This window comes from Bacteroidota bacterium (genome assembly GCA_017303905.1).
Taxonomy (GTDB): Bacteria; Bacteroidota; Bacteroidia; order B-17B0; family Aurantibacillaceae; genus JAHEYG01.
The window spans coordinates 302,942-316,099 of sequence record JAFLBH010000003.1; the positions used below are offsets into that span (position 1 = coordinate 302,942).

Here is a 13,158-nt window from a genome sequence, read left to right on the forward strand (position 1 = left end):
AATTGAATTTTAAGGCGCATATTCACGGGTATCCTCATTTGGCAAAAACCATTATTGGTCATTTGGAATTTCTTTTCACAAAACCAAAGGATAAACTATTTGTGCTTAATTTACACGGAACACCAAAGAAATTCATTAAGGATTTTGAAACCCAACTAGATTTTCTCCAAAATCACTTTGAAATCATTTCACCCAACCAATTCTTCGATTTATTATACAAAAAAGAAAAAACAAACGGCAACAAACTGCTCTTAACTTTCGATGATGGATTGAAGAATAACTTACGTGCTTTAGAGGTTTTAAACAGAAAAAATATTTCCGCACTCTTTTTTATTGTACCTGAATTCATTGATAGCAACAAACCGAAAGAATTTTATTTGAAAAACATCAGACCAACTATTAATCCGCATATTGATACGGAATCTGAAGATTTCACACCCTTAAGCTGGGAAGATTTAAAAACAATCAGCATAAACCATTTTATTGGTTCACATTCTCTGAGCCATACTATGTTAAAATCGCATCGCGATTCCGATTTTTTGGCATTAGAAATTGTAGGATCAAAAAAAATAATAGAAGAAAAACTAGGCATAACTTGTGAAAGTTTCTGTAGTATCAATAATAGTTTATTAAGCTTAAATGCATCTTCAAAAGCACTTATAAAAAAACATTACACTTATCATTTCACTACTATTGCCGGCTGTAATTATTTAAGCGGACCGCAATTTATAAAGCGAATAAATATAGAATCTTTTTGGACCATTGGGGCCATTAAATTTTCAATTGGAAAGATAAACATCAACCGAAACCTGAAAAAGATTTCGGAGTTTGAATCTATTTAATGATTTGTGCTTCCGCTGGAAACAACCGTTACTTTTTTCTTCAACTTAATAAAATAAGTTTCAAAATAACGATAGGACAACCAGGAAACAAGAATTGTGAGCCCAACAGATAGAGAATAAATTAAGAATTGCGAAAGTAACGAGTTATCCACTGCAATACCCAACTTTTCCATCAATAACATCACTGCCACAATCATTATCATATGATACATATAAATACCATAAGATATATTACCTAAAAACACAAACATTTTATTCTCCAATTTAAGAATAGTGTTTGGATTAGAGGATACATTAATTATAACAATCAAAAACAACACCGATTGTAAAATAAAAACTCCATCCTGTATAAATCCGGGCGTGAAATACACTGATATTAATATCATAAAAAGGGAAGCGAACATCAATGTATTATTAAGAATGAGGTCTAGGTACTTCTTATTATAAACGCACCATGCTCCTATTCCACCAATAGCCATACTCTCAAATTTAAGTGTAGCAATAAATGTCTTTACTTTTATGAGTGAATCATTTTCGGGATTATAACAAACTAACATTTGGAATAAAAATTTTAGCAGAAGGCAAACTGCAATAACTATAACTAATATTCTCAATAAGTTCTTGCTATGTTTTACCAACCATGGCCAGATGAGATAGAATTGTTCTTCTACACCTATGCTCCAGAGCTGTCCGATATGAGGAACCGGTTTAAACATTGCCAAAGCCAGATTGGGCAATATAAAAAGATACAGTAAAAAATTACTCCAAAAACTCTCCTTAAAAAAAGGTGTAAAATAAACGTGGTTAAAAGCAGGAAATAATGGTATAACAAAAAAACCGATAATCATCAAAAGAAAATACAAAGGCCAAATTCGTAAAATCCGACGTGTATAAAATTTCATAATAGAAATAGTTCCTGAATTTTCCTTTTCTTTTAATAATAGAAAGGTTATTAAAAAACCACTTAGCACGAAAAAGAAAACAACACCCAGACCTCCCAATTCGAAAATCAACTTATTATCATTCCATAAATTTGGCTTTGAATACTGTCCTTTTAAAAGTTCGATATGCGTAATAACAACCGCAAGAGCTGCAAAAAAGCGTAAACCATTTAAACCGGAGAAATAAATATGTTTTGTTGTGTTAATACTAAATTGAGTTTTACTATGTTTAGGAAACGGCACTCCCTGTAATTTTCACTTTATCCGTTGCTTCATTTTTCGAACCGTCTTCACTATACACCAAATAATTATAATAATACATCCACGCAAAAAGAAAAAATCCACCATAAGTGTAATTTCCTTGCCTTAATAGTTGTATCAAAATAAGAATAAGCAATGCGTTAGATATAACCCAATAGTCGTCATCTTCATTAATGGTTAAGCTTTTTGAAACATAAAACTTTGAAACAAAGAAAAAAACGAATAGTACGCCCATTAATCCAACCTCTGATAAAGTTCGTAAAAACATGGAGTTGGCATCTGCTGAATTAAACTCATAGATACCGGCCAACAAATAATTTAATTTATATTTCTTAAATGCAATTTCATGTGATCCTAAACCACTCCCGAAAAAAGGATTTTGCTTGAAATTTTCCAAAGCTACGTGGTAATTATTGTAAAGCACAAATGAAGAGCCATGAATTTTTGGCAAAATCCTACTAACTTTATATACACGTGCATAATGCTTCATATTTCCGGCCAACTCATTTTCTATAATATTATCAATGAATAAGGCTTTGGTTCCATCAACTCGGGCTTTAAAATCTTTTGACTGATTATAGGCAATGAAATATAATCCAATAACAACAGGGATTGCAACCAAAACGTATCGGATCAATCCATAATTTGCAGCTATAAGAATAACACTTAAGAATACACCTAAAAATGCCAATGATGAAAAACTCAAAATATAAGTCGATGCAATAATCAAACTCTTAGTTCGAGTAAGGAATTTCGGCCGATTCATTATAAGCTCATAAAATGCTATAAAAAAAGCGGGAGCCATAGTTGTACCAAAATAAGAAGGCTCACTAAACGTACTGTTAATGCGTAAACCTATACCTCCCGGACTTAACATCCATTTATTTAAGGTCATGAACGTCCGCCAATCATATCCCGGAGTAAAACGAATCAAATAACTTGTCCATTGTATAAGTCCTAACGCGGCGACTATAAAAGCAAATTTGAGGTAAATAGTAATAATACGCTTAATATCGTAATCGTAGTAATGCATTACATACCTGTAAAAAATCAAGTTAATAGCAATGTTCACTAATATCTTGAGAAGGTTTCCTACAGTATTATTATCTAGGTATACATTTAACAAACCTGTAATTAAGAGCGGCAAAATGATATAAAGTGTTTGTACCGGAAACTTATACTTGAAAATGAAAATAAAAAGTAAAATTATTAATGGAAGATACCCCGGATAAAACTCAAAAGGCAATACGCCTTTAAACATTACGTAACCCGTAAAGAATAAGTTTAAGAATATCCCAAAGTCGATTAAGTTCAATTAAATAATATTTACCTCGCGCTCGAGTTTAACTCCAAATTTAGCAAATACGGTTTGTAATACATGCTCCGACAAAGAATATATTTCATCGCCATTAGCGCCACCCTTATTCACCAACACCAAAGCTTGTTTATCATGTACTGCCGCATTTCCAACCTGATACCCCTTTAATCCACTCTGCTCAATAAGCCAACCTGCAGCTAACTTATAATTTCCATTTTCTAAAGGATAAGCTACAACATTCGGAAATTGCTTTTTGATTCGCTCATATTCACTCACCTCTACTTCCGGGTTCTTAAAAAAACTTCCGGCATTGCCCATCACTTTTGGATCGGGCAATTTAGAAGAGCGAATGTTTATTACCGCCTGCGACACATCATTTATTCCCGGTTGTTTAACACCCATACTTTCAAGCTCAGTGTTAATAGCACCATAGCTGGTATTAAGATTTATCTTTTTATTGAGTCTGAAAGTAACTGAAACAATCATGAATTTATTCTTTAATTCATGTTTAAACACGCTTTCACGATAGCCGAAATTACACGCTTGCTTCGTAAATTCTTTTAGGGTACCGTTCTTTAAATCTATAGCCTCCAAACAATCAAACACATCCTTAATTTCTACACCGTAGGCTCCAATATTTTGCATCGGACTTGCACCAACACAGCCTGGTATCAATGACAAATTCTCTAATCCTGCCAAATTTCTTTGAATACACCATTGTACAAACTCATGCCAAACTTCGCCCGCCGAAGCCTTTACAAAAACATAATCTCCCTCTTCCCTCACAACTTCAATTCCCTTAAGGTTATTCTTGATTACCAAACCATCAAAATTTTTCGTCAGTAAAATATTGCTGCCGCCCCCAATAATTAAATGTTTATTGCGTTTATACACATCAGAATCTAATAATGCATTCAAATCAGAAACCGAATTTATCTCCACAAAATGGTTACAGGAAGCCTCTATACCAAATGTATTATAGGGCTTTAACGAAACATTGTCGGCAATTTTAATCATATTTCAAATGTACGCATATAGGCAGGCTTAATTTTTTTAACTTTAGGGGCAATATCAACAAAAACCTTGTTTACAACTACAAATAAAACTGTTATCCTGAGCGTGATTAATGATCTGGCCACCGATCAACGTGTATTGCGCTCTGCTAATGTGTTAAAGGAACAAGGTTATGAGGTTCTTTTATTCGGACGGGAATTAAAAAATTCGCCGTCTGTAGCACATTTACCCTATAAAACAAAACGAATTAAAATGCTATTTACGAGTGGCCCCGCATTTTATTTGTTTTTTAATTTACGCCTGTTACTGTTTCTCTTAAAACAAAAAAGCACTTTACTTTTCGCTAATGATTTAGATACCATTTGGCCAAATTATTTTGTTGCCAAACTCAGAAAGCTTCCTTTGATTTATGATAGTCATGAAATTTTCTGTGAAGTTCCGGAACTTCAAAAAACACCGATAAAAAAGAAAATTTGGGAATCGCTTGAAGCGAAAATTATCCCTAAGCTTACTTATTGTATTACTGTTAATCAAAGTATTGCCGACTATTTCAATCAGAAGTATAAGATTAATTTCGTAGCGGTTCGCAATATTCCTGAAACCATCACCCAAACTCCGAAAACTAAAACGCAACTCGGAATGCCTTCAAACAAAACCATTTTAATTTTACAAGGAGCAGGAATAAACATTCAGCGCGGTGCCGAAGAACTCGTTGAGGCCATGCAATATATTGAAAAAGCGCATTTGTATATCATTGGCGGCGGTGATGTTTTTGAAACACTAAAAAAATCCGTTAAGCAATTAAACCTTGGGCATAAAATCACCATCAAAGAAAAAATGCCTAAATCCGAACTACAACATTATACATTCAATTCCGATATTGGAATTAGCATTGACAAAGACTCAAATCTCAATTATCATTATAGCTTACCCAATAAGTTTTTTGATTACACCCAAGCCAATTTGGCTGTTTTAGCCACTCGCTTACCTGAAATCGAGAAATTAATTAAAACTTACAATGTTGGATGTTTCATCAATCATCATGAACCACAACACATTGCTAATACCGTCAACGATATGATTGAATCCGGTCAACTTTCCGAATGGAAAAACAATTGTCAACGTTTAAACCAAGAAAATAATTGGGAGCATGAAAAACAAAAACTTATTCAAGTCATAACATCCATTCATTAATTTTTTTACTTTTAGGCATGGAATTTTCAGCACAACAAATTGCAGGATTATTAGGCGGAACCATTGAAGGAAATGAAAACGCCAAAGTTTCTAATTTATCCAAAATTGAAGAAGGAAAACCGGGAACACTTTCGTTCTTGGCGAATCCATTATACACGCCGCATATTTACGAAACGGATGCCAGCATTGTTATCGTAAACAAAACACTTCAACTCGATAAACCGGTAAAATCAACCTGCACATTAATTCGTGTGGATGATGCATACGGTTGTTTTGCCAAACTGCTTGAAATGTACAATCAGTTTAAACTGAACAAAACCGGTATCGAACAACCTTCACACATTTCAAAAACAGCCACACTCGGAAAAGATTGTTATGTTGGTGCCTTTGCCTATATAGGTGAAAATGTAAAAATTGGTAACAATGTAAAAATATACCCGCAATGTTACATTGGTGATAATACCACAATTGGCGACGACTGCACCTTTTATTCCGGCGTTAAAATTTACCACGATTGCGTAGTTGGAAAGGATGTTACCATTCACGCCAGCACAGTGGTTGGAAGCGACGGATTTGGTTTTGCTCCAAACTCAGAAAACAATTATAAAAAAGTACCGCAAATAGGAAACGTGATTATTGAAGACCACGTTGAAATCGGTTCCAATACTTCTATCGATCGCGCTACACTCGGGTCAACGATTATTCGCAAAGGGGTTAAATTAGATAACCTTATCCAAATCGCACATAATGTTGAAGTGGGAGAAAACACCGTTATGGCCGGAGGCGCGTTTATTGCAGGCTCAACCAAAATTGGAAAAAACGTAATGATTGGCGGACAAGCCGGTGTAATTGGGCATTTAAAAGTAGCTGACGGTGTGAAAATTGCAGGACAATCCGGTGTGGGAAGTAATATTGAAACAGAGAATGAAATTGTTCAAGGTTCCCCTGCATTTGGTATTGGAGAATATAAACGCGCTTATGTTTTATTCAGAGGATTGCCTAAACTAAACGAAAGAGTACGTGAGCTTGAAAAACAGCTTAAAAACTCTAAATAAAATCTCAAAAACGAGACCCTCTATTTAGCAAAAATTGCTTATTTTAGCCCTTAGCAGATTTTCTGCCTAATTCTGTATTTTTTATAATGAGCGATAAACAGCATACCATCAAACAAAAAGTATCGGTTACAGGCGTTGGCTTACATACCGGTAAAAAAGTAACCTTAACTTTTAATCCTGCACCGGAAAATCATTGGTTCAAATTTCAACGTACGGATGTAGAGGGTCAACCCATTATTGAAGCAGATGCCGATTTAGTGGTAGATACCTCCCGTGGTACTACTTTAGAAAAAAACGGTGTTCGTGTTCATACAACGGAGCATGTTTTAGCAGCCTTGGTTGGTTTAGGAATCGATAATTGCTTAATCCAAGTTGACGGTCCGGAAATGCCGATTATGGATGGCAGTTCCTGGAAATTCATTGAAGCTTTGGAAGCTGCTGAGATTGTTGAACAGGATGCAGAGCGCGAATATTTTGAATTGACTGAAAACTTAACCTACGAAGATCCGATTAAGAAAGTTGAAATGTTGGCGGTACCTCAAGAGACATTCCGTGTTACTGTAATGGTTGACTACAATAGTGAAGTTTTAGGTACTCAGCACGCGGGCATGTATCACATCGGTGAGTTTAAAGAAGAAATTTCAAAATGCCGCACCTTCGTATTTCTTCACGAATTAGAAGCATTGTTGGCTCACAATTTAATTAAGGGTGGTGATTTGGATAACGCCATTGTGTTAGTTGAAAACGAATTACCAAAGGAGAAATTGGATCATCTAAAAAAATTATTTAATAAAGAACATGTTGAAGTAAAAGGACGTGGTGTTCTCAACAACACCAAACTTCACTTCTATAACGAACCGGCTCGTCATAAACTGTTAGACATTGTTGGCGATCTTGCTCTTGCCGGAAAACCAATGAAGATTCACGTACTTGCTGCTCGTCCGGGTCATGCCGGAAACGTTGCCTTTGCAAAGAAAATTAAAGAGGTAATGAAAAAACAGAAAAACGAGCGCATGGTTCCTAAGTTGGATTTAACTGCTACTCCGGTATGCAACGTTCGTGATATTCAAACTATCTTACCTCATCGTCCGCCATTTTTAATGGTAGACAAAATTTTAGAATTAACCCCGGAATATGTGATTGGTGTAAAAAACGTAACCATGACAGAATTCTGGACAGCAGGCCATTTCCCTGATGAACCAATTATGCCGGGTGTACTGATTGTGGAAGCCTTAGCACAAACAGGCGGAGTGTTATGTTTAAAAACAGTTCCGGATCCGGAAAATTATCAAACGTATTTCTTAAAAATTGAGAACGCTAAGTTTAAACAAAAAGTAGTACCTGGTGATACACTTGTTTTCAGAATGGACTTGGTGGATCCTATTCGCCGTGGCATGTGTCACATGAAGGGCTTGGCTTACGTTGGAAATAAATTAGTTTGTGAGGCTGACATGACAGCACAAATTGTGAAGGTGAGAAATTTAGATAAACCGGTTGTTGCATAATTATGATTTCTAATCTCGCTAGCGTAAGCCCCAAAGCAAAAATAGGTAACAACGTAAAAATTGACGCCTTTGCCACTGTATACGAGGGTGTGGAAATTGGTGACAATACCTGGATTGGCCCGAATGCTGTTATTTTCCCAGATACAATAATTGGTCACGACTGTAAAATTTTTCCGGGTGCTTGTATTGGTCCGGTTTCGCAAGATTTAAAATATCGCGGTGAACCGGCTAATACCGTTGTAGGAAATAATACGGTGATTCGTGAGTACGTTACCATTCATAAAGGTACGGCAGACAGAATGACCACTAAGGTTGGCGACAATTGTTTATTGATGGCTTATGTTCACATTGCACACGATTGTATTATTGGAAACAATGTTATAATGGCAAGTTATGCAGGTTTATCTGGACATATCACCATTGAAGATTACGCTATTTTAGAAGGTAATGTTGGCGCGCAACAATTCACTTCGGTTGGCGCACATGCTTTTGTTGCCGGCGGAAGTTTGATTCGAAAAAGTGTACCTCCGTTTATCCGTGTAGCACGTGAACCATTACAATATATTGGTGTAAACTCAGTAGGATTAGCAAGAAGAGGATTTGATAAAGAAAAAATTCAGGAAATCGAAAATATTTACCGTACCATTTTTGTACACAACAACTCCATTACCAAAGCGCTTGAAATTGTGGAAGCTGAAATGCCCGAAACTGAAGTCAGAAACCAAATTATCAACTTCATCAGGGGTTGTAAAGATGGTGTTGTAAAAGGAGTTTAATTTGAGTTTATTCGTCATTGCGAGGAGGAACGACGAAGCAATCTGTTTTATGCCAAGTACTAACCTACACATACAATTAAACGACATTGGAAAGAAATTTGGTAAAGAATGGATTTTTAAAAACATTAATCTTACCATTGATTCAGGAGATAAATTAGTTATACTTGGTGGCAACGGCTCCGGAAAATCAACTTTACTTCAAATTATATCGGGTTACGTTTTACCAAATGCTGGGGATTTAAATTATAACCTTGACGGGAAATCCATCGACAAAGAAGAATACCAGAAATATATAAGTCTGGCTTCACCCTACCTTGATTTAATTGAAGATTACACATTGGAAGAAATCATCAATCATTGTGCGATTTACAAACCCTTTTTAAAAAACTTAGATACGGCAAGAATCATTGAATTAAGCGGACTAAGTGCTGCGAAAAACAAATTCATTAAAAACTACAGCAGCGGCATGCGCCAGCGCGTGAGGTTAACTTTAGCCATATTAGCTGATTGCGAAATTTTACTGCTGGATGAACCCGTATCCAACCTTGATAAAAATGCCATCGACTGGTTTAAAGGTTTAGTTAAGGATTACGCCTCGCATAAAACCATTATTGTATGCTCAAATTCTATTAAGGAAGAGTTTGAATTCTGCACAAAAGAGTTAAACGTAGCGGATTATAAAAAAAATTAACAAGCTAATTAGTATTTAGATTAGTATCTTTACCTCATGAATAAAATGGATCTCAGCGACTGGTTTATTATAGCATTTGTGGCTACCATTTTCTTTATTGGTGCTATTACCATTTATAAATTCATGCGTAAAAAATGATGAACGCTTTACATATTCTTTTCTTAAACCTTGGCGGCGGCGAAGTGGTGATGATATTGTTTGTGATTTTACTTTTATTTGGAGGTAAAGGCATTCCGAATATTGCAAAAGCATTAGGCAAAGGTATACGCGAATTTAAAGACGCCAGTGAAGGTATTAAACGTGATATTCAGGAAAGCACCGGTGGCATCACCAATCAGGTTCACGAACAAATTCAGGAAATAAAAAAAGAGATTGAGGACAAGTAAGGTTTACAAATAAAAACCAACTCCAAATCTAATCGCAAATTGGCGCAACAAGTACTTCGAATGCGCTTTCTTCTCGCCAAACACATCTTCATAATCCGGACGATTGTTTTTCGAAACTAAATCTGTAATTCCCATAGTATACGCAGGATTAAATAGTATAAACGCATTATCGCTAACTTTTGCTTTAATACCAAAACCGAGAACATAAGCTAAATTTACTCTGGCAGGCTCCATACTTAAGGTTTTATCATACTTATAACTTTTATAACCATAGTAAGCATCATCTTCAATTAAAAAGTAAACGTTGTCGAATGTAGTATGCGGATAGGCTCCTTTATTCTTAAAAGTTCCTTCCTGTTTGTTTTTTGCACTTCCCACAAAATTTATTTTAAAGCCTGCATCGATAAAAAACTGTACACTTGAATTTACCGGTGCTTGGATACGCAATTGTATCGGCACTTCACCGGTATGTACAGTTCGTGTATGTGTGTAATTGGCATCCGCTACCGCGTAATAAATATAGCCGTCTCTGTCGATTTGAGTTGACTCACTCCAAAACGCGCCTCTGTATTCGGTGATGTTCTTATAGCCTGAATATTCTAATCCTATTATAAATCCCAGGTTTTTGTTAAAGTATTTGCAATAATTAAAACCAAGATTAAACCAGTTTGCTCCGCTGGTTTTAGCGTACTTATCACTCTTTAGATTATCATTTATAATATTTGTAGAGGATTGTCCAACAAACAAAGAAAATTCTTTATCCTTAAACGAATCACTATCTTGTGCAAAAATCGAGATGCTTAAAAAAAGTAAGCCTGCCAGAATGCTATTTTTAGTATACATATTTCATTTTTTTAACAAATATAAAATATTTTATATAATGTTATTTATTGCTTCCGGAGTCTATTCACAACCCGATAAAATCAAAATAAAAAAAGAAGATTACTCTATTTACTTTTTTAATTCAGGCAAAAAAACAGACACGATTCAAAATACCAACAACACATTTGTTTTGAAACTTGGCGTATCACGTCGCTGCAATACTTTTATTGAAATAGAAAATGGTAAATTGGCTGAAACAGAAAGCGACAGTCTTTTTAAATTGATGTATATGCCGGGCATGAATTACCGTCATCTTTACCGCGATACTGTTGTGACTGAATTACCGGCAAAGAGTTCCATGGCCCCGGCCAAAACCAGAATATACCAAAAGTGTGGTTTGTTTACGACGCAAGTGAATGGTTCAAGTGGCAATGCGCAAAACCGAACCATCAGCATCAAATTCAAAAGCTTTCAAAACGATACAATTTACCTTAGTAATAAGTACTATTTTAAGTAGAATAGATTCCTCCCGATGGTCGGAATGACATTTATTTCAATTTGTCATTTCGAGCCTAAGCGAGAAATCTCAATAAAGAAAAGATTCCTGTTTACTCCCGATAGCTATCGGGACGGAATGACGTGACCTTTAAAATGCAGCTTTCCTACACTCCAAATCTGACATTTTTCTGTTATATTTAGCAAAACAATTTTATGAGCACAGCAACAGGAAAACATCCAAAAGGACTACCCTATTTGTTCTTTACCGAAATGTGGGAGCGTTTTGGCTATTACCTCATGATAGGCATTTTTGTTTTATATATGACCGATCTTCCTGGCAAAGGAGGATTAGGATTAGATAATTCTGATGCCGCAGATATATTCGGAACCTTCATTGCCTTCGTGTATTTAACGCCGTTTATGGGTGGTTTACTCGCCGATTTAAAATTAGGTTACCGTTTCTCCATTACACTAGGTGGGATTTTAATGGGTGTTGGATATTGCATGCTCGCTATTCCCGAAAAATGGGCTTTTTATGCTTCCCTCGGAACTATGATTGTCGGCAATGGATTTTTTAAACCAAACATTTCTACTCTTCTTGGGAATTTATATAACGATCCTCAATACAAAGCCAATAAAGATTTTGGTTTCAATATCTTTTACATGGGCATCAACATCGGTGCATTTGTTTGCAATTTCATTGCAGCTTTTATGCGTCATAATTTCGGTTGGGGCTTTGCTTTTATTTCAGCGGGCATTGGTATGTTCATTGGCGTCATTATTTTTTGGTTAGGAAGCAAACATTATGCGCATGCCGATGTTCGTAAAGAACCTAAACCGGAAGACAAACCTTTATTAATGCGCTTCGCGATGTTATTAGGTGTTGCGTTAGTATTAGGAATCATCGGATGGATTATTCCTGGCAATATAATGGGAAGCGACAGTACGGATGCCTTCTTCTTCGGATGTATACCGGTAATTATATTTTATTCCGGAATTTACAAGCAGGCCACTGCCGAGGAAAAGGTTCCTCTTGGCACCATGTTTACCATTTTCGTGATTGTTATTTTATTCTGGACTGTATTCAAGCAAAACGGTACAGCCCTTACCACCTACGCCGAGCATTATACCGATCGCGAAATGCCTACTTACATGGTTGGAGTATCTGATAAACTCCACATGATTGAGAAAAAGAAAGCGGCGAACGATAGCGTATATCAATTGGATGAACAGTTCAGAAAAATTAAAGATGAAAATGGCAAAGCACAATTGTGTTATGATTATCCAACCTATTTTAAAAACCTTCCTCCCGAAAATTATCCTAAAGAAGGAGAATCCCTGAACTTAATCTCAACTGAATTATTCCAATCCATTAACCCGTTCTTTGTTGTGGCATTAACTCCACTCGTTGTTGCCTTCTTTGTTTATTTACGTAAACGCGGTAAGGAACCAACTACTGCAACAAAAATCGCCTACGGTTTATTGATCAGTGCGCTTTCTACTTTAGTAATGGTTTTTGCAGTGTACCAAAGTGATAATGGTATGCATAAAGCCAGTGCCTGGTGGCTCATTGCCAGTTACGGCGTCATTACTATAGGAGAATTGTGTTTAAGTCCGATGGGATTATCCATGGTGTCAAAACTTTCTCCGCCTCGCTTTACTGCTTTAATGATGGGAGGATGGAGTTTAGCAACATCTATTGGAAATAAATTAAGTGGTGTGATGGGAAAGAATTGGGATAAGTTTGATAACAAAGCCAATTATTTCTATTTGAATTTTTTCTTATTAATGTTCGCCACAATAATATTATTTGTGTTATTGAAACGATTAAATAAAGCTTTTAAAGAAAACTAAA

The 13,158-nt window shown here is 35.7% G+C and carries 13 protein-coding genes; 9 read left to right on the plus strand and 4 right to left on the minus strand.

Going from position 1 to position 13,158, the window contains the following annotated elements; all coding sequences use genetic code 11:
* Positions 1-38: 38 nt before the first annotated feature.
* Positions 39-842, plus strand: coding sequence for a polysaccharide deacetylase family protein (locus J0L69_12005; GenBank protein ID MBN8693910.1), 804 nt, complete (start codon positions 39-41; stop codon positions 840-842).
* Here the strand turns inward: J0L69_12005 and J0L69_12010 are convergent.
* The 3 genes from J0L69_12010 to murB are packed head-to-tail and all read right to left on the minus strand — an operon-like array spanning position 839 to position 4,379.
* Positions 839-2,026 (minus strand): acyltransferase, encoded by a 1,188-nt coding sequence (locus J0L69_12010; GenBank protein ID MBN8693911.1) that lies wholly within the window; start codon positions 2,024-2,026, stop codon positions 839-841. The genes J0L69_12005 and J0L69_12010 overlap by 4 nt on opposite strands.
* On the minus strand, positions 2,013-3,359 hold the full coding sequence (locus J0L69_12015; protein MBN8693912.1) for a hypothetical protein: 1,347 nt from the start codon (positions 3,357-3,359) through the stop codon (positions 2,013-2,015). The genes J0L69_12010 and J0L69_12015 overlap by 14 nt, the downstream gene beginning before the upstream one ends.
* Complete coding sequence (gene murB, locus J0L69_12020) at positions 3,360-4,379, minus strand: UDP-N-acetylmuramate dehydrogenase (GenBank protein MBN8693913.1); 1,020 nt, start codon at positions 4,377-4,379, stop codon at positions 3,360-3,362.
* A 66-nt stretch (positions 4,380-4,445) separates the two neighbouring features.
* Here murB and J0L69_12025 point away from each other — a divergent pair, with 66 nt between their 5' ends.
* From J0L69_12025 to J0L69_12050, 6 genes are all read left to right on the plus strand, one after another.
* The gene (locus J0L69_12025; protein MBN8693914.1) at positions 4,446-5,570 is read left to right on the plus strand and encodes a glycosyltransferase; all 1,125 of its coding nucleotides are present in this window, start codon (positions 4,446-4,448) and stop codon (positions 5,568-5,570) included.
* A gap of 17 nt (positions 5,571-5,587) precedes the next feature.
* Entirely contained in the window at positions 5,588-6,625 is a 1,038-nt protein-coding gene (gene lpxD, locus J0L69_12030; GenBank protein ID MBN8693915.1) for a UDP-3-O-(3-hydroxymyristoyl)glucosamine N-acyltransferase, read from the plus strand.
* Positions 6,626-6,711: 86 nt separating this feature from the next.
* Positions 6,712-8,130, plus strand: a complete 1,419-nt coding sequence (locus J0L69_12035) for a bifunctional UDP-3-O-[3-hydroxymyristoyl] N-acetylglucosamine deacetylase/3-hydroxyacyl-ACP dehydratase (protein MBN8693916.1) — start codon at positions 6,712-6,714, stop codon at positions 8,128-8,130.
* A 2-nt stretch (positions 8,131-8,132) separates the two neighbouring features.
* The gene (lpxA, locus tag J0L69_12040; GenBank protein ID MBN8693917.1) at positions 8,133-8,906 is read left to right on the plus strand and encodes an acyl-ACP--UDP-N-acetylglucosamine O-acyltransferase; all 774 of its coding nucleotides are present in this window, start codon (positions 8,133-8,135) and stop codon (positions 8,904-8,906) included.
* Positions 8,907-8,955: 49 nt separating this feature from the next.
* On the plus strand, positions 8,956-9,597 hold the full coding sequence (locus J0L69_12045) for an ABC transporter ATP-binding protein (GenBank protein ID MBN8693918.1): 642 nt from the start codon (positions 8,956-8,958) through the stop codon (positions 9,595-9,597).
* Between the two features lie 137 nt (positions 9,598-9,734).
* Positions 9,735-9,983: a twin-arginine translocase TatA/TatE family subunit gene (locus J0L69_12050; GenBank protein ID MBN8693919.1), complete on the plus strand. Its 249-nt coding sequence runs from the start codon at positions 9,735-9,737 to the stop codon at positions 9,981-9,983.
* A 3-nt stretch (positions 9,984-9,986) separates the two neighbouring features.
* Here the strand turns inward: J0L69_12050 and J0L69_12055 are convergent, their stop codons facing one another.
* Positions 9,987-10,826 (minus strand): outer membrane beta-barrel protein, encoded by an 840-nt coding sequence (locus J0L69_12055; GenBank protein MBN8693920.1) that lies wholly within the window; start codon positions 10,824-10,826, stop codon positions 9,987-9,989.
* 37 nt (positions 10,827-10,863) lie between these two features.
* On the opposite strand from J0L69_12055, the gene J0L69_12060 reads away from it, so the two are divergent.
* Positions 10,864-11,322 (plus strand): hypothetical protein, encoded by a 459-nt coding sequence (locus tag J0L69_12060; GenBank protein ID MBN8693921.1) that lies wholly within the window; start codon positions 10,864-10,866, stop codon positions 11,320-11,322.
* A gap of 194 nt (positions 11,323-11,516) precedes the next feature.
* Entirely contained in the window at positions 11,517-13,157 is a 1,641-nt protein-coding gene (locus tag J0L69_12065) for a peptide MFS transporter (GenBank protein MBN8693922.1), read from the plus strand.
* The last annotated feature ends 1 nt before the right edge of the window (position 13,158 follow it).

Bases quoted from the DNA above. Each gene is read 5' to 3' on its own strand.
- murB (MBN8693913.1), bottom strand. From the start codon at position 4,379: ATGATTAAAATTGCCGACAATGTTTCGTTAAAGCCCTATAATACATTT.
- lpxD (MBN8693915.1), top strand. From the start codon at position 5,588: ATGGAATTTTCAGCACAACAAATTGCAGGATTATTAGGCGGAACCATT.
- J0L69_12035 (MBN8693916.1), top strand. From the start codon at position 6,712: ATGAGCGATAAACAGCATACCATCAAACAAAAAGTATCGGTTACAGGC.
- lpxA (MBN8693917.1), top strand. From the start codon at position 8,133: ATGATTTCTAATCTCGCTAGCGTAAGCCCCAAAGCAAAAATAGGTAAC.
- J0L69_12045 (MBN8693918.1), top strand. From the start codon at position 8,956: ATGCCAAGTACTAACCTACACATACAATTAAACGACATTGGAAAGAAA.
- J0L69_12050 (MBN8693919.1), top strand. From the start codon at position 9,735: ATGAACGCTTTACATATTCTTTTCTTAAACCTTGGCGGCGGCGAAGTG.
- J0L69_12055 (MBN8693920.1), bottom strand. From the start codon at position 10,826: ATGTATACTAAAAATAGCATTCTGGCAGGCTTACTTTTTTTAAGCATC.
- J0L69_12060 (MBN8693921.1), top strand. From the start codon at position 10,864: ATGTTATTTATTGCTTCCGGAGTCTATTCACAACCCGATAAAATCAAA.
- J0L69_12065 (MBN8693922.1), top strand. From the start codon at position 11,517: ATGAGCACAGCAACAGGAAAACATCCAAAAGGACTACCCTATTTGTTC.